The following is a 16,803-nucleotide window of genomic DNA, read 5'->3' on the forward strand; positions in this document are numbered from 1 at the left end:
ATCTACACGCACACTAAAAACAGTGGAAGAGACATCATGTACCAAGAATTGATCCGCAATGAACTGACCGAAGCTGCCAGCGTGCTGCAGGCCTTCCTGGCTGATGAGCAGAACCTGAAAAACATCGAAGCGGCCGCCAAACTGCTGGCTGACTCTTTCAAGGAAGAGGGCAAGGTGCTCTCTTGTGGCAACGGTGGTTCCCACTGTGACGCCATGCACTTTGCCGAAGAGCTGACCGGTCGCTATCGCGAGAACCGCCCGGGTTACGCCGGTATCGCCATCTCCGATCCGAGCCACCTCTCCTGCGTCTCCAACGACTTTGGCTATGACTATGTCTTCTCCCGTTACGTAGAAGCGGTCGGCCGCCGTGGCGACGTGCTGCTTGGTATCTCCACCAGCGGCAACTCCGGCAATATCCTGAAAGCCATCGAGGCTGCCCGCGCCAAAGGGATGAAAGTGATCGCTCTGACCGGCAAGGATGGCGGCAAGATGGCAGGCCTGGCGGATGTCGAGATCCGGGTTCCGCACTTTGGCTATGCCGACCGTATTCAGGAAGTGCACATCAAGGTGATCCACATCCTGATCCAGCTGGTCGAAAAAGAGATGGCCAAGTAATCAGGCCACGCTACCGGACAAGGGCATCACAGGTTGATGTTTTGTCATCGACCGGTTGCTGCCACAGGGGAAGGAATTGCGCCTTCCCCTGCTGTCTGTCGAACCAGTGTGCTGGTCGAACATGACACAAGCCAAATCATGAAAGGAGTCTGCCGGATATGTGCGAACTGCTCGGCATGAGTGCCAATGTGCCGACCGATATCTGCTTCAGCTTTACCGGGTTGATGCTGCGCGGCGGCAAGACAGGGCCCCACAAGGATGGCTGGGGGATCACCTTCTACGAGGGGAAGGGCTTTCGCACCTTCAAGGATCCCGAGCCCAGTGCCCAATCTCCCATCGCCAGACTGGTACAGGCGCTGCCCATCAAGAGCTGCGCCGTGGTCAGCCACATTCGGCAGGCCAACCGTGGCTGCGTGTCGCTGGAAAATACCCACCCCTTTACCCGTGAGCTGTGGGGCCGTTACTGGACCTTCGCTCACAACGGTCAGCTGACCGGTTACAAGAAGCTGCCAACCGGTCGCCACCGTCCGGTAGGGGATACCGACAGCGAGCACGCCTTCTGCTGGCTGCTCGACCGGCTGGAGCAAAAATATCCCAAGCGTCCGGCCAACTTTCCCGCCATGTTTCGCTATCTCGCCACCTTGTGTGACGAGCTCAGAGCGTTCGGGGTATTCAACATGCTGCTCTCGGACGGGGAGTATGTGATGAGCTACTGCACCAACAACCTGCACTGGCTGACCCGTTGTGCGCCATTTGGCGAGGCGAGCCTGCTGGATGAGGAGGTGGTGATCGACTTTCAAAGCGAGACCACCCCCAACGATGTGGTGACCCTGATCACCACCCGTCCGCTGACCGGCAATGAGAATTGGGTCAAAATGGCGCCCGGCGAATTCAATCTGTTTCGCATGGGGGAGCGGGTGGCGACCAATCGGGTTGCGCTTGGGCAAGATAAAAAAATACCAGGGTAGATACCTACCCTGGTTCTTCGCAGCAGCCATAAAAGGCAAAAGGGATGAGAGGTGTTGCTGAGCATCATCACTCTGACGGCATCGAGTGTTGATCGATTGTTAATTTTTGGCAATCAAGTTGTTGTCTTGAGGGGCGTTTCAGCATCGCTATTTCGATACTGATCACATTTTTTGCCACTTTATTCCCTGAGCCATCCAATCGGGTGCTCCCTCACTGCTTGGTCGTGAGCCACGACATCGAAAACTATCTATAGTATGGTCTGTTTGAATACCGTTCTGGAGGAGCCTCGCATGGAGTGGGTGGATCGCAAGGTGTTGCAGCAGCTGGCAGAGGATATCGGTCAGGATATGCTGCCCGTGGTCATCGCAGTCTTTATTGAAGAGGTGGGCGAGCAGCTGAGTCAGCTCAGACCCCTCTATGAGCAGGGGGAGTGGGAGGCTTTGGCTCGGGTGGCGCACAGCATGAAATCATCCTGTGGCAGCTATGGCGCCATACCGAGTTATCAGCAGGTGATGGCGCTGGAGATGGCCAGCAAACAGGCCGATGTGGCCGAGGCAGAGCGCCAGTTGCAACTGCTGGAGGCCTCCTTGCCCCAGGTGATCGCGTTTCTTGCTGATTATCAGTAACGGCGCCATGCAGGGGTGCCGGGGCGCCGTGACCGTTGCCTAACGCTGGTTGAGCAGTTGCTGGATGATTCGGTCCAACGCCAGTTTCAGCTTCAACCGATCGTGCCGATGGGGCAGCTCAAGCTCGCCCAGCTCGGCTTCGATCACTCGCCCTTGCCAGTCCCCCGCATCACTCGAGCCCTGTGGTGCCAAGATGGCATCCAGCCGACCCTGGCCGACCCGAGACTCCAGCCAGCGACACTGACTCATCAGATCAAGTTGGCTGGCAGGGCCGTTTTCCGCCACCAAATTACAGACGAAGACCAGCATGGCGCTGCTCTCGTTGATGGCCTGGGTGATCTCGGCCAGCAGCAGTGGTGGCATGATGGAAGTGAGAAAACTGCCCGGCCCAAGAATGATCATGTCCGCCTGCTGCAGTGCCAGCACCGCTTCGCGGGTCGCTTGCACCTCCGGCATCAGGCCGAGGGAGAGAGGCGGTGTTGCCAGTTGATCGATGGATACCTCTCCCAGGATCTGGGTGCCACACTCCATATGGGCGCAGAGATCGGTGGGAAATTCAGACATGGGTAGCAATTGTGACTCGATTTTGAGCATGTCACTGATCAGCTTGATAGCATCAAGAGGACGGACACAGAGATTATCGAGCGCCAGCAGCATCAGGTTGCCAAGGTTGTGGCCCGCCAGCTCGCCTTTGCCGGCGAAGCGGTATTCGAACAACAGGCTGCCGATGCTGGGATCGGTCACCAGCTGGTTCAGGCAGTTGCGCAGATCGCCCCAAGCGATGCACTCCTGACTCTTGCGCAGGCGTCCGGTCGAGCCACCATCATCTGTGGTGGTGACGATGCCGGTGAGCCGTTGACCGAGAAACGAGAGGGACGAAAGCACTCGTCCCATGCCGTGGCCACCACCGATGGCAACGACCCGATCGAAGTCATTGATGTTTTTTTGCCACATATGGGCGTCCTGTTATTGGTCTCAGTTGACCGCTATGTTAGCAAGCGAAGCGAGATAATTGTTTGATAAAGGTATGATTTTTGCTTGAGGCTGCCATTCGATAAAACAAGGAGATGGTGTTGAAATTTCTGACCGTTCACTCCCTCGCCCAGAATTCATCGCTGGCGGCCCAAGATATCTGCGCGCAGCTGCGCCACCATGCCGATCAGGCCCCCTCCCTGCTGTTACTCTATTTTACCCAAGCCCATGACGGGGCGATACTGCGCGAAGCGCTCAAATGCCAGTTCCCGACGACCCGTCTGTTGGGTTGCAGCTCTTGCGGTGGTGTCATGACCGAGATGGGACACCACGCCCGAGACGGATATGGGCTGGCGGTGGCGGCTCTGTATGACGAGAAAGGGGCCTTCGGGGTAGCCGGTGCCAGCGGTGACGGGGTGGATGTGCGGCAGTTGCTGCGCCGAGCCATGAGCGACTGTGGTCGGCCGGGCGAGCTGCCCCAGTTGATCCTGTTTCATGCCAGTCCCGGCAAGGAAGAGGGGTTGCTGGCCGGTATCGAGGCCGAACTCGGTGCCTCGGTGCCGGTGGTCGGTGGGTCCGCGGCAGATAGCAGCGTCAGCGGTGACTGGCAGCTCTGCTGGGATGAGGCGGTGGCTCAGGATGGCATCGGTCTGGCGGTGCTCTATCCCGATTGCCAGCTGGCCTTTCAGTTTCACTCCGGTTACGTGCCTGCCGAGTTCAGCGGCGAGATCACCGCCTGTGATGGGCGGGAGGTACTCACCATCGATCACCTGCCCGCCGCTGAGGTCTATGCCCGCTGGTGCGGGCGTGAGCAGTCCTGGCCGGTGGGGGCGATTTTGCGGGAGACCACGCTCACCCCGCTGGCCCGTCAGGTGGGGGCTCTTGATGGCATTCCTTACTACAAGCTCTCCCATCCCGAGGCGGTGACCGAACAGGGGGGGCTGCGGCTTTTTACCGATGTGGTGCAAGGGGAGCGCCTGCTGCTGATGTACAGCAGCCAGGAGGGGCTGTTGCAGCGCAGCCTTAACGCTATTCGGATCGAACCTGCCTATGGTGTCGATGCCGAGCTGCTGCCGATAGGCGCGCTTATTATCTTTTGTGCTGGTTGCCGTTTGGCGCTAGGTGATATGTTGTGCCAGTTTGTTGAACAAAGTCAGGCACGTCTTGGCAAAGTTCCGTTTATTACTCCCTTTACATTCGGTGAACAGGGGCGCTTGCCTCATGGTGAGCTCGCCCATGGCAATCTGATGGTATCGAGTGTGATCTTTCTGACCAGTTGAGCAGAGCAGGATACAAGATGATTGGCAACAGTGAACTGGAAGCGCTTGGTGACAAACTGCAGACGACTCTGGTCGACCTTATGCGTTGTCGTGAGCGCGAGGCCAAGTATCGCCATGAATCCCATACCCTGTTGAAAGGGGTAGCTACATTAGCTGATGCCAAAACGCTGGAGCAGGTGCTGGAGAGCCTTATTCAAGTGCTCAAACCCTTTATCGGCTTTGAGCACGCAGATGTGGTGGCCTGGAGTGGCGAGCAAGGCGTTACCCACCTCAGTACCGAGCCGATGCGCTCTGCCCGCAACTGGCTCATGACCCCGGCATTTGCCCGCGCCATAGCGGGTGAAACTCTGGTGATTTACGATCCTTCCCAGCTGCCTGAGCTGGCGCCGCTGGCTAGCGAGCCGGGCTGGGCCAGCGTAATGCTGACCGGGCTGCAGGCTCCCGGTTTTACCGCCACCCTCATCTGCCGCCACGCCCGGGCGGGCACATTTGATCTCACCAGCAAGGCCGCCATGGAGCGTTGCCGTCCGCTTATCGCCCAGGCATTGGTCAACATCACCTATCGGGCCCGTTTGCAAGAACAGGTCGCAGTGAAAACCGAGGCGCTGCAGGCCAGTGAACGCCGTTTTCGCAGTTTTGCCGCCATGGCCTCCGACTGGTTCTGGGAGACGGATGCCGAACATCGGCTCAGCTATGCTTCCGAGCCAGGTTACCTTGACGATATGACCCCGCTGGCGACCCGGCCAACCCTCTATGACTATGTTTGCAACAAGCAGAGCACCGAGTCACAGGTATATCTTGAACTATTGGAGAAGCGTAAACCGGTCCGGGCTGTACGCATGCAGGTTGCGATGCTCGATGGCCCACGCTGGATGGAGGTGAGTGCCGAACCCTGTTTTGATCATGAAGGGACTTTTACCGGATATCGTGGTACCGCACGTGATATCAGCCACCAGATCCGCCGTGAAGAGGAGCTGGCCCGCGCACGGGATGATGCAGAAGCGGCCAACCGTGCCAAATCCCAGTTTCTCGCCATGATGACCCACGAGATCCGCTCCCCCATGAATGCAGTGCTGGGGATGCTCGACCTGGTGCTGCACGCCGAGCTGGCTCCCGAGCAGAAGCAACTGCTACGCCACGCAACCCACTCGGCGCGATTGCTACAGACTATCATCGATGACGTGCTCGATTTTTCGAAAATCGAGTCGCAAACCCTGGTGTTTCGCTGCGAGACCCTGCAACCGATCCAGTTATGCCAGTCCATTATTGACCCTTTGCAGAGTCGTGCTGAATCCAAGGGGATTGCACTGAACTATCGGGTAGATGAGGCTGTCCCTGCCGAGTTGCAGGGGGATCCGATGCGCCTTTCTCAGGTGATGGGCAATCTGCTGGACAACGCCCTCAAATTTACCGAGCAGGGGGAGGTTAATCTACATCTGGGCTGGCAGGATGAGAGATTGCGGGTCTCTGTCTCCGATACCGGGATAGGGATCGCCAGGGCAGATCTACCCACCTTGTTTGAGCCCTTCTCCCAGGTTGATAATTCTGCGACTCGCCGCTTTTCCGGTACTGGGCTAGGCCTTGCCATCAGCAAGCGACTGGTGACCCTGATGGGGGGAGAGATCCACCTGAAGAGTGAGCCGGGCAAGGGAAGCTGTTTCTGGTTCGAGCTGCCGGGCATGGCACTGCCTTGCCATTGCCAACCCCTGCGAGAGGAGAGTGATCAGCCCTTGTTGCCACTGGACGTACTGGTGGTGGAGGACAGTCCGGTCAACCAGCTGGTGGTGTCGCTGATGTTGCAGAAGATGGTGAGAAAGGTACGGCTTGCAGCCAACGGACTTGAGGCTCTTGCAGAGGTGGATGAGCAGCAACCTGATCTGATCCTGATGGATATGCGGATGCCGCTGATGGATGGACTGGAGGCGACGAGACGATTGCGTGAGCTTGGTTACACCATGCCCATCATTGCATTGACCGCCAATGCCATGGCGGAGGACAAGGCGTGCTGTTTGGAACAGGGGATGGATGATTTTCTCGCCAAACCCATCACCTTGTCGCGGCTGAGAGAGTGTTTGCAGCGTCACTTTGGTCAGCGGTTGCCGACGCGCGGATAAAAAAAATGGTCAACTTTGTGGGTTGACCAGTTCTTCAGCAAATACTGAAGAGAGCACGGGATAAATCGGGTTGTATCAATCTATATGAAAAATCTGTGCCAACTTTTTTAGACTCTTTTGTGTTCAATTTTGGCCGTTTAGCGCAGCGGCTCTCTCTTGTTATGGCGTTCTGCGTTCCTACTCACTCGCAAAATGCGAATTTCACATTTTCATTGTTGGAATAATTGCATTTTGCAACGCTGTTTTTGTCATTGTGAAATCAGGCGATGCAGGAATTTACGGGCCGCTTCGCTGTTTTGTTTGGCAATCAGCATTTGCTTTTCATAAATCGGCATCGGCAATATCTCGAGCCAGCGTTGGCAGAGCCAGGCGGCATCTTCAAAGCGCTTGTCCGGATAGAGTTCATCAAGCTCTGGATACTGCTCGAACACTTCCCGCAGGCGATTGACCAGCAGCTTGTCGTTGAAATCGGAGTGGGTGCTCGGCCAGTTGGGCAGCATCTCCACCTTGGCCCGACGCAGGCCCATCTCGTCTGTTTCCATCTCGTGGATGCAGAAGCGCTCCAGTCCCAGCACCGTCACACCCAGCAGGCCATCATTGAGGGTGTAGAAGTCGGTCACCTTGACCCGGGTGCCCACCGGCAGAATGCGGCCGGATTGTCCCGAGGTGGTCGACTCTTCCATCACGATGCCAAAGCCCTGATCGTTGATGAATGACTCCTTGAGCATCTGCAGGTGGCGTGGCTCGAACAGACGCAGAGGAAGCTTGCCGCCCGGCAGTATGTGGGAAGGCAAGGGGAACAGTGCCAAAGGTTGTAGTTTCATGTTCCATCCTCCATTGAGTAGTTGCTGAATATGACAATGCAGCGACTGTGCCAGAGAATGAAAAAAGCCACCGGAGGGTGGCTTTTCGGGCGGTGGAGGGCGTTAGTTGCGCTGCTCCAGATACATGACAGCCGCTTCCACGCGGCTTTGCGCCTCGAGTTTCTTCAGCAGGCTCTTCACGTGAACCTTGACCGTTCCCTCGGAGATATGGAGTACCGAGGCGACCTGTTTGTTGGAGAGGCCTTTTGCAATTTCGCGCAGGATTTGCATTTCGCGACGCGTTAAGCTTTCCAGCTTCTGCTGCAGGTGATCCAGCTCGTAGATGTTTTCGAGATAGGGGCGCAGCGGTTCGCTCAGGATCTGCTTGCCGGTCATCACGTCTGCCAGTTGGGCCAGCAGCAGGTCAGGCTCGGTATCCTTGAGCAGGTAGCCATCGGCACCCGCCTTGAGCAGGGCCACCACATCCTGACGGGCATCGGATACGGTGAGGATCACTACCCGGGAGGTGATCTCCTCAGCGCGCAGCGCCTTGAGGGTGTCGAGGCCGGAGAGCCCCTTCATGTTGAGATCGAGCAGGATCAGATCCGGCTCGGACTCTTTGGCCAGTGCCACGGCGTCTGTGCCGTTGGAGGCTTCACCGGTCACTTCCATGTTATCTTCCAGAGCCAGCAGCTGCACAATCCCTTTGCGCATGAGGGGATGGTCGTCTACGACCAGAACAGTGTATTTCATCTCGTCCATCAGGCGTCTCTCGTTAGACTGGTGGGAAAGGTCAGATGCACGCGGGTGCCTTGTGGCTGCTGTTCGCTGATGGTCAACAGTCCATGCAGTTTGCTTGCTCGCTCGTTCATGATGCTCAAACCGTAATGGTTGATCGCCGAGCTGGCGAGTCCGATCCCGACACCGTCATCTGAAATTTGAACCTCAATGTTACCACTGGCGAGGGTCTCACAGCTAACATCAATCACTTGCGCGTTGGCGTGTTTGATGGCATTGAGTACTGCCTCACGGATCAGCTGCAAAATGTGGATATGCTGGCCTGCCTCCAGGTCGTTGTCGGCCAGTCCGTAATGGAACCGGATCTCGGCCTGGGTCTGGGGCTGTAGCTGATCGAGCATTACCCGGATTGCTTCCCCCAGATTGGCATCCCCTATGGTGAGGCGGAAAGTCCCGAGCAGCTCGCGCAATTGGGTATAGGCATTGCTGAGCCCCTCGTCGATCTGCAGCATCGCCTCCTGCGCCTTATCATGCTGCCCCTTGGCGTAAGAGCGCTTGAGCAGGGTGGACTGGATCTTGAGATAGGAGAGGGCCTGCGCCAGCGAGTCGTGCAGTTCTCGTGCGATCACCGCCCGCTCCTCCATCAACAGCAGTCGTTGCTGTTGCAGCAGGGTCTGATCTTTGTGCAGCACTTGGGCCAGCAGCATAGTGAAGTTTTTGATCAACCGTTCGTCGATAGGGTGCTGACTGATGATGTCGAGGCGGCCGAACTCCTGTTCATCCATCTGTAGATAGAAGCTGGCGACCGCATCGAGATCGCCGGGCCAGCCGGTGCGCCCCGAGATGTAGACCGGCATGGCGTTGTGTTCGAAGCGGGTCAGCCGGATATGGTCGATATGCTGGTGGGCGGCGGCGCGGTCCAGCAGTTTGATGAGGGTACGGGTACTGAGTGGAGCAGCGTGCAGCTTCTGGGCGGTCGAGTAGAGAAACGAGAGGGTGTCATTGGCCTGTTGCAGCTTGGCGGTTTTCTCTTCCACCTTGTTTTCCAGCTCCCGATAGAGCTTGCCCAGCTCGTCGGCCATGGTGACGAAGGCGCGCGACAGCTCCCCCAGCTCGTTTTCGCCGTGGGCGGGCAGCTTAAGATCGAAATCCTGCCGCTGGATTTGGCGGGCGCAGTAGACCAGCTGGTTTAGGGGGGCGACCACCTGCTGGCGGGTGAAGCGCACCGTGAACCAGGCGATGGTGATGATGGCGAGCAGGCCGAGCCCCTCCGCAAGTGCCAGCATCCGCACCTTGAATTCCACGTGGTATTGCATCTGATTGACGAAATTGTCGATGGCCGCCACAAACTGCTCGGTGTTATCGGTGTAGCGTCTGGGGGTACGATCCTCAATGTGCTGGCGCATTACTTCCCATTGGCTGAGCACCTCGCCATAGGTGCGACGCAGAGAGGCAGGTGTGATCCAGCGTTGGGTCTCCTGTAGCTCCGCAGCATGAAGTGTCTCTTCAAACTGGGAGAGGCGCCCCAGCACGCTGTCGCCCCGCTCGATTTCGTAGGCCATCCGGTAGGCCTGCATCCGCAGCGAACCGGAGAGGTTGATCGCCTTGGCATCGGGTACCGAGTAGAAGAGGGTGACCATGGCGACCAGCGCGATCAGGCTGGCCATGAAGAGGATCAACACCATGGCGCGGCCAATGGCACTGCTGACCGAATGGACCCTGAACCGTTTTCCCATACTGATGCGCACCTCTGGATAGTGATAAAGACCCCGCAAGATGCGTGGGAGTGTACTCCAACTTGTGTTAGCATCGAAAAACTAGATGAACTCCGAGCGGTTTTGCCTAAGTCCTAGCGATAGGGGGAAACCAGCCGTCAGCCGACGTTCGAGCTGTAAGGGTCAGGAAAGAAATGCCCTGGCCTCCCGTATTTGGAAAGGTGTTTATGTTGCCACTTGAAGATGGTTTTTCCCGTCGTTTTTACTATTTGCGTCTGTCAGTGACCGATGTGTGCAATTTCCGTTGCACCTATTGCCTGCCTGACGGCTATCGCCCCCCCGAAGGTCACAAAGCGGGGCGTCAACCCTTTCTCTCGATTGACGAGATCCGCCGTGTGGTCAGCGGTTTTGCCGCCATGGGCACCCGCAAGGTGCGCATCACGGGGGGCGAGCCCTCCCTGCGCCGCGATTTCACCGAGATCGTCAGGGTGATTGCCTCTACCCCGGGTATCGAGAAGGTCGCCATGACTACCAACGGCTATCGCCTCAAGGAGCGGGCTCAGGAGTGGTTTGATGCAGGACTCAATGCGCTGAATGTCAGTGTCGACAGTCTCGACCCGCGCCAGTTTCACCAGATCACCGGTGAGAACAAGCTGGCCGAAGTGATGGAGGGGCTCGAAGCAGCACTGGCCGCCGGTTTCAAATCGGTGAAGATCAATGCGGTGCTGCTCAAGGGGCTCAACGACTACCAGCTCGATGCCTTTCTGGGCTGGATCAGGCACAGGCCCATCGAGCTGCGCTTTATCGAGCTGATGCAGACCGGCGAGATGGATACCCTGTTTCGTGACCACCATGTCAGCGGCGAACAGATCAAACAGCGCTTGCTGGAGAGCGGCTGGGTGCAGCAGTTGCGGGGCACGGATGACGGTCCGGCGCAGGTCTTTATGCACCCTGATTCGCAAGGTGGGGTGGGGCTCATCATGCCCTATAGCAAGGATTTCTGTGCCGGTTGCAACCGGCTGCGGGTCTCCTCGCTGGGGAAGCTGCATCTTTGCCTGTTTGGCGACAACGGCATTGACCTGCGGGATCTGCTCGGCGCAGATGGGCAATCTGATGAGCTGCAACAGCGCATTCGCGCGGCACTGGCGGGCAAGAGTGCCACCCATCGTCTCCATGAGGGCAATGCCGGCATCACTCCTCATCTCGCCTCGATCGGCGGATAACCGCAAAAAATCGCCAACGATTAAATAGCAATCCTCACATGGAGGTATTTTAACCGATACCTCCATTTTTATTGCGCTGCAAGGCTTTGATCTGGCGCAAGAATCCCCCCTGTTTATCTCCCTGGTGGTATATCCCTTACCTTGTCAGGGCCGCAATATACACCCACTCTTATAATTGGTATCAAGAATGCCAATCATGGACTCGTACTGTCCCCTTCTTCACCAGAACAGGAGTCAACATGCCGGATGAGATCGATCTTGCCCGCCGCGGCCTGTTCCGGGGGCGGCTGAGAACCGCCGAACCGCCGGTGCAGTTGCCCTGGTCAGTCAACTGGTCGGCATTTGTCGCCGACTGCACCCGCTGCGGGGATTGTCTGGCCGCCTGTCCGGAGCAGATCCTGGTGAATGGCGAGGGCGGTTTTCCGGTGGTCGATTTCCAGCGTGGCGAGTGCACCTTCTGCACCGAGTGCGTCACGGTCTGCAAGGTGCCCCTGTTTCGCCTGACCAGCGAGTCCCCCTGGCACTATAAGGCCCATATCGAAGCCAACTGTCTGGCCAATGGTCAGGTGTTCTGCCAGCGCTGTCAGGACAGCTGCGAGCCCAATGCCATTCGCTTTATTCCGGTGCTGGGGCGCGTGCCCACCCCGACGGTCGAGCCGGATCGCTGTAACGGCTGCGGCGCCTGTGTGCAGGATTGTCCGGTTGGCAGCATCAAGGTCGACGGGCGAGCCGCCCCATCCGGTGGTGCGAGCCAGTACACCCTCAAGCAGGAGTCAGAATGAGTCAGAAGCCGTGTGACACAGAAGCCACAATGGATCAGGAGTTCCATGTATCGAGTCTGGTGGTGCTGACCCAGCCCCCCTTGCGCCATCAGCTCGCCGGGCAGATTGGCGCCTTGGAAGGGGCCGAGATCCACGCCGTCAGTGACGAGGGCAAGCTGGTCGTGACCCTGGAAGGTCCGAGCCAGCGACCGATCATGGCGGCCATTGATGCGATACAGGCGATGCCGGGTGTGCTCTCAGCCGCCCTGATTTACCACCAGTTCGATGAACTGGGCGATCACTGAAAAGAGTGATGGGATGCCGGGCGTGCCCTCTACCGCTGATGGCTGGCTCCCGTTCGACAGATTCGACAACTATTACGCGATAAGCAATGTGAGGATATGCCATGAAGCTGAGTCGACGCGACTTTATGAAGGCCAACGCGGTGGCAGCTGCCGCAGCCGTGGCCGGTGTCAGTGCCCCCACGCTGGCAGCCAATCTCATCACCAGTACCGACAAGACAGCCATCCATTGGGATAAGGCTCCCTGCCGCTTCTGCGGTACCGGCTGCTCCGTGCTGGTGGGCTCTCAGGATGGTCGGGTTGTAGCGACTCAGGGCGACCCCGATGCACCGGTCAACCGTGGCCTCAACTGCATCAAGGGCTACTTCCTCTCCAAGATCATGTACGGCCAGGATCGCCTGACCCAGCCCATGCTGCGGATGAAGAACGGCCAGTTCGACAAGGATGGCGACTTCGCCCCCATCAGCTGGGATCAGGCGTTCGACATCATGGCCGAGAAGTTCAAGGCGACCCTGAAAGAGAAGGGGCCGACCGCCGTCGGCATGTTCGGCTCCGGCCAGTGGACCGTCTGGGAAGGCTATGCTGCCGCCAAGCTGATGAAGGCCGGTTTCCGCTCCAACAACATTGACCCCAATGCCCGCCATTGCATGGCCTCTGCGGTTGTCGGCTTCATGCGTACTTTCGGTATGGATGAGCCGATGGGCTGCTATGACGATATCGAGCAGGCCGACGCCTTCGTGCTGTGGGGCTCCAACATGGCCGAGATGCACCCCATCCTCTGGTCGCGGATGTCCGATCGTCGTCTCTCCAATCCGGATGTACAGGTGCACGTGCTCTCCACCTTCGAGCACCGCAGCTTCGAGTTGGCGGACAACGGCATTGTATTTACCCCCCAGACCGATCTGGCGATCCTCAACTATGTCGCCAACTACATCATCCAGAACGACAAGGTGAACTGGGACTTCGTCAACAAGCACACCGTGTTCAAGAAGGGGGTCACCGACATCGGTTATGGCCTGCGCCCGACCGATCCGCTGCAACAGAAGGCGAAGAACCCGGACAGCGGCGATGCCACTCCGATGACCTTCGAGGAGTTTGCCAAGTTCGTGGCGGATTACGATGTGGAGTCGGTCTCCAAGCTCTCCGGCGTCTCCAAAGAGAAGCTGGAAAAGCTGGCCAAGCTCTATGCCGACCCGAGCAAGAAGGTGGTCTCCTACTGGACCATGGGTTTCAACCAGCATACCCGTGGCGTCTGGGCCAACAACCTCTGCTACAACATCCACCTGCTGACCGGCAAGATCTCCGAACCGGGTAATGGTCCTTTCTCACTGACCGGTCAGCCCTCTGCCTGCGGCACCGCGCGGGAAGTGGGCACCTTTGCCCACCGTCTGCCTGCCGACATGGTGGTGACCGAGCCCAAGCACCGCGCCATTGCCGAGCAGATATGGAAACTGCCGGAAGGCACCATCCCGGAGCAGGTGGGTTACCACGCCGTGCTGCAGGATCGCATGCTCAAAGATGGCAAGCTCAACGCCTACTGGGTGATGTGCAACAACAACATGCAGGCCGGCCCCAACATGAATACCGATCGCCTGCCTGGCTATCGCGACCCGCGCAACTTCATCGTGGTCTCTGACCCGTACCCGACCGTCACTGCCCAGGCCGCTGACCTCATCCTGCCCACCGCCATGTGGGTGGAGAAAGAGGGGGCCTACGGCAACGCAGAGCGCCGCACCCAGTTCTGGCACCAGCAGGTGAAGGCACCAGAAGGGGCCAAGTCCGACCTGTGGCAGCTGATGGAGTTCTCCAAGCGCTTCAAGGTGGAAGAGGTGTGGCCAGCTGAGCTGATTGCCAAGATGCCGGAAGTGAAGGGAAAGACCCTGTTTGATGTGCTCTATGCCAACGGTCAGGTCAACCAGTTCCCGAAAGAGCAGAGCAAGGGGATGCTGAACGACGAAGCCGAGCACTTCGGGTTCTACGTCCAGAAGGGCTTGTTCGAGGAGTACGCCACCTTCGGTCGTGGCCACGGTCACGATCTGGCACCGTTCGATCAGTACCACGAAGCGCGCGGTCTGCGCTGGCCTGTGGTAGATGGCAAAGAGACCCTGTGGCGCTATCGCGAAGGGTTCGACCCCTATGTGAAAGCGGGCGAGGGAGTGCGCTTCTATGGCAAGCCCGATGGCAAGGCGGTCATCTTCGCCCTGCCGTTCGAGCCCGCCGCCGAGTCGCCCGATAAAGAGTACGATCTGTGGCTCTCCACCGGTCGCGTGCTGGAGCATTGGCACACCGGCACCATGACCCGTCGGGTGCCCGAACTCTATCGCGCCTTCCCGGATGCGGTGCTCTTCATGCACCCGGACGATGCCAAGGCTCGCGGCGTGCGCCGTGGTGAAGAGGTGATTGTCTCCTCCCGCCGTGGCGAGGTGAAGACCCGTGTCGAGACCCGTGGTCGCAACCGTCCGCCGAAAGGACTGGTCTTCATGCCCTTCTTTGATGCCAGCCAGCTGGTCAACAAGCTGACCCTGGATGCCACCGATCCGCTCTCGAAAGAGACCGATTACAAGAAGTGCGCCGTCAAGGTGATGAAGGCTTAAGGCGGGGGAGTGCGAGATGAGTCGTAGTCGTCGCCAGTTTCTGGCCGACATGGCCAAGGGGGCCTGCGGTGTGGGCCTGCTTGGCGTGGGGCTCGGTGGCGTGGCCCGCCAGCAGGCGCAAGCTGTGCCTGCCCAGGCGCTGCGCCCGCCCGCCGCTCTCGATGAAACAGAGTTCCTCAGCGCCTGCGTGCGTTGCGGGCTCTGCGTCGAGGCGTGCCCCTACGACACTCTCAAGCTCGCCCGGCTGTTTGACCCTGTGACCACTGGCACCCCCTATTTCAAGGCGCGTGCCGTGCCCTGCGAGATGTGTGATGACATCCCTTGCGTGGTGGCCTGTCCGAGCGGGGCGCTGGATCAGCAGATGACCGACATCGATCAGGCCCGGATGGGGGTGGCAGTGCTCATCGATCACGAGACCTGTCTCAACTATCTGGGTCTGCGCTGCGATGTCTGTTATCGGGTCTGCCCGCTGATTGACAAGGCGATCACTCTTGAGCTGCAGCATAACCAGCGTACCGGCAAACACGCCATGTTCCTGCCCACGGTACACAGCGATGTCTGTACCGGCTGTGGCAAGTGCGAGCATGCCTGCGTGCTGGAGGAGGCAGCCATCAAGGTGGCGCCACGCCAGCTCGCCAAAGGTGAGCTGGGTCATCACTACCGGCTCGGCTGGGAAGAGAAGGCCAAGGCGGGGAACAAGTCGCTCATCGGCGACAGGCTCACCCTGCCCACCCGCAAACCGGAGGGGTTATGAGTCGTTATCCGGGGGAAGAGGCTCGCATCAAACTGGGTTGGTGGCGTTCCCACCGCTTCCTGTTGCTGCGTCGGCTGAGTCAGTTCAGCGTGCTCGGGCTGTTTTTGCTGGGGCCGCTGGCGGGCATCTGGATCCTCAAGGGCAACCTCTCCAGCTCGCTGTTGCTGGAGACGGTGCCGCTGACCGATCCCCTCACGCTGTTGCAGTCGCTGGCGGCGGGCCACTGGCCCCTCACCACCCTCTGGCTGGGTGCTGCCATTGTGTTGGCCGGTTACTGGCTGGTTGGGGGGCGAGTGTTCTGCTCCTGGGTCTGTCCGGTCAACCTCATCACGGATGCGGCGGCCTGGCTCCGGGGGCGTCTTGGCCTCAAGGGAAATGGCCAGTTCAGCCGTGCGACCCGCTACTGGCTGCTGGCCATGGTGCTGGTGGTGCCAGCGGTGGCCGGGGTAATGGCGTGGGAGCTGGTCAATCCGGTGTCGCTGGCCATGCGCGGTCTGCTGTTTGGCATGGGGGCGGGCTGGGCCCTGCTTGCAGCGCTGTTCCTGTTCGATCTCTTCGTAGTTGAGCGGGGCTGGTGCGGTCATCTCTGTCCGGTGGGGGCCTTCTATGCCCTGGTCAACCGGGTCGGATTTATCAAGATTTCTGCCAAGGGGCGCGAGCGGTGCAACAACTGCATGGATTGTTATGCGGTCTGCCCGGAGCGTCCCATCCTGCGCGGGCCTGTTCATGGTGCCAAGCGAGGTCACGAGCCCTTGATTGCGGCTCAGGAGTGTACCAACTGTGGCCGCTGCATCGATGTCTGCGCGGAACAAGTTTTTGAAATCACTGTAGGTTTTGCCGTCAAGGCAGAAAAAACGTCGGAGAACAAATAATGAAAAAGCTGATTGGAGCAATGCTGGCCTGCCTGATGGCGGGATCCTTGATGGCAGCGGCCCCCGAGATCACCAACAGTACCGGTGGCCTCAAGTCCGAGCGGGGCGCCACCGATCTGGTGACCGATTCCACCGCTGCGCCGCTGAAAAACTTCCGCAAGGATGGCGCGCCCTACGACCGCCAGTACATGCATCAGCCGCCGCTGATCCCCCACGACATTCGCAACTACGAAGTGGATACCAAGGTCAACAAGTGCCTGGCCTGCCACAGCTTCAAGAATGCCAGCGCCATGAAGGCACCCAAGATCAGCCCGACTCACTTCGAGACCCGCGATGGCATGACGCTGGGTGAAGTCTCCCCCCGTCGTTACTTCTGCTTGCAGTGCCACGTGCCGCAAACAGATGCCAAGCCCTTGGTGGAAAATACCTTCAAGCCTGTTGAAGCGCTGAACTAAGGAGCCCATA

16 protein-coding genes and 1 riboswitch are annotated in these 16,803 nt (G+C 58.8%); of the genes, 12 read left to right on the forward strand and 4 right to left on the reverse strand.

What is annotated here, in order from left to right:
- The first annotated feature begins 36 nt into the window (after nucleotides 1–36).
- From lpcA to G5171_RS06350, 3 genes are all read left to right on the forward strand, one after another.
- Nucleotides 37–615, forward strand: a complete 579-nt coding sequence (gene lpcA / locus G5171_RS06340) for a D-sedoheptulose 7-phosphate isomerase (RefSeq protein ID WP_005334485.1) — start codon at nucleotides 37–39, stop codon at nucleotides 613–615.
- Nucleotides 616–773: 158 nt separating this feature from the next.
- The gene (locus tag G5171_RS06345; RefSeq protein ID WP_113739126.1) at nucleotides 774–1,583 is read left to right on the forward strand and encodes a class II glutamine amidotransferase; all 810 of its coding nucleotides are present in this window, start codon (nucleotides 774–776) and stop codon (nucleotides 1,581–1,583) included.
- 291 nt (nucleotides 1,584–1,874) lie between these two features.
- Nucleotides 1,875–2,210: an Hpt domain-containing protein gene (locus tag G5171_RS06350; protein WP_421259967.1), complete on the forward strand. Its 336-nt coding sequence runs from the start codon at nucleotides 1,875–1,877 to the stop codon at nucleotides 2,208–2,210.
- A 39-nt stretch (nucleotides 2,211–2,249) separates the two neighbouring features.
- Here the strand turns inward: G5171_RS06350 and G5171_RS06355 are convergent, their stop codons facing one another.
- The gene (locus tag G5171_RS06355; protein ID WP_421259968.1) at nucleotides 2,250–3,164 is read right to left on the reverse strand and encodes a gluconeogenesis factor YvcK family protein; all 915 of its coding nucleotides are present in this window, start codon (nucleotides 3,162–3,164) and stop codon (nucleotides 2,250–2,252) included.
- Between the two features lie 113 nt (nucleotides 3,165–3,277).
- Between G5171_RS06355 and G5171_RS06360 the strand changes: the two genes are divergently transcribed.
- On the forward strand, nucleotides 3,278–4,462 hold the full coding sequence (locus G5171_RS06360; RefSeq protein WP_421259969.1) for an FIST signal transduction protein: 1,185 nt from the start codon (nucleotides 3,278–3,280) through the stop codon (nucleotides 4,460–4,462).
- A gap of 17 nt (nucleotides 4,463–4,479) precedes the next feature.
- The gene (locus tag G5171_RS06365) at nucleotides 4,480–6,576 is read left to right on the forward strand and encodes an ATP-binding protein (protein ID WP_421259970.1); all 2,097 of its coding nucleotides are present in this window, start codon (nucleotides 4,480–4,482) and stop codon (nucleotides 6,574–6,576) included.
- Between the two features lie 248 nt (nucleotides 6,577–6,824).
- On the opposite strand, the gene G5171_RS06370 is transcribed toward G5171_RS06365, so the two are convergent.
- From G5171_RS06370 to narQ, 3 genes are all read right to left on the reverse strand, one after another.
- Nucleotides 6,825–7,400, reverse strand: a complete 576-nt coding sequence (locus tag G5171_RS06370; protein ID WP_005334473.1) for an LON peptidase substrate-binding domain-containing protein — start codon at nucleotides 7,398–7,400, stop codon at nucleotides 6,825–6,827.
- Nucleotides 7,401–7,502: 102 nt separating this feature from the next.
- Nucleotides 7,503–8,141 carry a two-component system response regulator NarL gene (narL, locus tag G5171_RS06375; RefSeq protein WP_216979212.1) on the reverse strand — a complete coding sequence of 213 codons (639 nt, stop codon included), beginning with the start codon at nucleotides 8,139–8,141 and terminating at the stop codon, nucleotides 7,503–7,505.
- Nucleotides 8,141–9,853 carry a nitrate/nitrite two-component system sensor histidine kinase NarQ gene (gene narQ / locus G5171_RS06380; protein ID WP_337072675.1) on the reverse strand — a complete coding sequence of 571 codons (1,713 nt, stop codon included), beginning with the start codon at nucleotides 9,851–9,853 and terminating at the stop codon, nucleotides 8,141–8,143. Before narQ ends, narL begins: the two co-directional genes overlap by 1 nt.
- Before the next feature lie 78 nt (nucleotides 9,854–9,931).
- A riboswitch (molybdenum cofactor riboswitch) is annotated at nucleotides 9,932–10,072 on the forward strand.
- On the opposite strand from narQ, the gene moaA reads away from it, so the two are divergent.
- The 7 genes from moaA to G5171_RS06415 all read left to right on the forward strand — a co-directional run bounded on the left by moaA (nucleotide 10,060) and on the right by G5171_RS06415 (nucleotide 16,793).
- Nucleotides 10,060–11,055: a GTP 3',8-cyclase MoaA gene (gene moaA / locus G5171_RS06385; RefSeq protein ID WP_421250542.1), complete on the forward strand. Its 996-nt coding sequence runs from the start codon at nucleotides 10,060–10,062 to the stop codon at nucleotides 11,053–11,055. (Overlaps the previous riboswitch by 13 nt.)
- Nucleotides 11,056–11,294: 239 nt before the next feature.
- Nucleotides 11,295–11,837, forward strand: coding sequence for a ferredoxin-type protein NapF (gene napF, locus G5171_RS06390; RefSeq protein ID WP_201907391.1), 543 nt, complete (start codon nucleotides 11,295–11,297; stop codon nucleotides 11,835–11,837).
- A gap of 29 nt (nucleotides 11,838–11,866) precedes the next feature.
- Nucleotides 11,867–12,121 (forward strand): chaperone NapD, encoded by a 255-nt coding sequence (locus G5171_RS06395; RefSeq protein WP_041234405.1) that lies wholly within the window; start codon nucleotides 11,867–11,869, stop codon nucleotides 12,119–12,121.
- 101 nt (nucleotides 12,122–12,222) lie between these two features.
- Nucleotides 12,223–14,712: a nitrate reductase catalytic subunit NapA gene (gene napA / locus G5171_RS06400; RefSeq protein WP_421259971.1), complete on the forward strand. Its 2,490-nt coding sequence runs from the start codon at nucleotides 12,223–12,225 to the stop codon at nucleotides 14,710–14,712.
- Between the two features lie 16 nt (nucleotides 14,713–14,728).
- Complete coding sequence (gene napG, locus G5171_RS06405) at nucleotides 14,729–15,466, forward strand: ferredoxin-type protein NapG (RefSeq protein ID WP_201907395.1); 738 nt, start codon at nucleotides 14,729–14,731, stop codon at nucleotides 15,464–15,466.
- Nucleotides 15,463–16,338 carry a quinol dehydrogenase ferredoxin subunit NapH gene (gene napH, locus G5171_RS06410; protein WP_216979208.1) on the forward strand — a complete coding sequence of 292 codons (876 nt, stop codon included), beginning with the start codon at nucleotides 15,463–15,465 and terminating at the stop codon, nucleotides 16,336–16,338. The genes napG and napH overlap by 4 nt, the downstream gene beginning before the upstream one ends.
- Nucleotides 16,338–16,793, forward strand: a complete 456-nt coding sequence (locus G5171_RS06415; RefSeq protein ID WP_421211642.1) for a nitrate reductase cytochrome c-type subunit — start codon at nucleotides 16,338–16,340, stop codon at nucleotides 16,791–16,793. Before napH ends, G5171_RS06415 begins: the two co-directional genes overlap by 1 nt.
- Nucleotides 16,794–16,803 lie beyond the last annotated feature (10 nt).

The sequence above is a fragment of the Aeromonas sp. 600774 genome (genome assembly GCF_049175075.1).
Classification (GTDB): Bacteria; Pseudomonadota; Gammaproteobacteria; order Enterobacterales; family Aeromonadaceae; genus Aeromonas; species Aeromonas veronii_A.

Bases quoted from the DNA above. Each gene is read 5' to 3' on its own strand.
- napF (WP_201907391.1), top strand. From the start codon at position 11,295: ATGCCGGATGAGATCGATCTTGCCCGCCGCGGCCTGTTCCGGGGGCGG.
- G5171_RS06360 (WP_421259969.1), top strand. From the start codon at position 3,278: ATGGTGTTGAAATTTCTGACCGTTCACTCCCTCGCCCAGAATTCATCG.
- napH (WP_216979208.1), top strand. From the start codon at position 15,463: ATGAGTCGTTATCCGGGGGAAGAGGCTCGCATCAAACTGGGTTGGTGG.
- lpcA (WP_005334485.1), top strand. From the start codon at position 37: ATGTACCAAGAATTGATCCGCAATGAACTGACCGAAGCTGCCAGCGTG.
- G5171_RS06345 (WP_113739126.1), top strand. From the start codon at position 774: ATGTGCGAACTGCTCGGCATGAGTGCCAATGTGCCGACCGATATCTGC.
- G5171_RS06370 (WP_005334473.1), bottom strand. From the start codon at position 7,400: ATGAAACTACAACCTTTGGCACTGTTCCCCTTGCCTTCCCACATACTG.
- narQ (WP_337072675.1), bottom strand. From the start codon at position 9,853: ATGGGAAAACGGTTCAGGGTCCATTCGGTCAGCAGTGCCATTGGCCGC.
- G5171_RS06365 (WP_421259970.1), top strand. From the start codon at position 4,480: ATGATTGGCAACAGTGAACTGGAAGCGCTTGGTGACAAACTGCAGACG.
- G5171_RS06395 (WP_041234405.1), top strand. From the start codon at position 11,867: ATGGATCAGGAGTTCCATGTATCGAGTCTGGTGGTGCTGACCCAGCCC.
- narL (WP_216979212.1), bottom strand. From the start codon at position 8,141: ATGGACGAGATGAAATACACTGTTCTGGTCGTAGACGACCATCCCCTC.
- napA (WP_421259971.1), top strand. From the start codon at position 12,223: ATGAAGCTGAGTCGACGCGACTTTATGAAGGCCAACGCGGTGGCAGCT.
- G5171_RS06355 (WP_421259968.1), bottom strand. From the start codon at position 3,164: ATGTGGCAAAAAAACATCAATGACTTCGATCGGGTCGTTGCCATCGGT.
- moaA (WP_421250542.1), top strand. From the start codon at position 10,060: ATGTTGCCACTTGAAGATGGTTTTTCCCGTCGTTTTTACTATTTGCGT.
- napG (WP_201907395.1), top strand. From the start codon at position 14,729: ATGAGTCGTAGTCGTCGCCAGTTTCTGGCCGACATGGCCAAGGGGGCC.
- G5171_RS06415 (WP_421211642.1), top strand. From the start codon at position 16,338: ATGAAAAAGCTGATTGGAGCAATGCTGGCCTGCCTGATGGCGGGATCC.
- G5171_RS06350 (WP_421259967.1), top strand. From the start codon at position 1,875: ATGGAGTGGGTGGATCGCAAGGTGTTGCAGCAGCTGGCAGAGGATATC.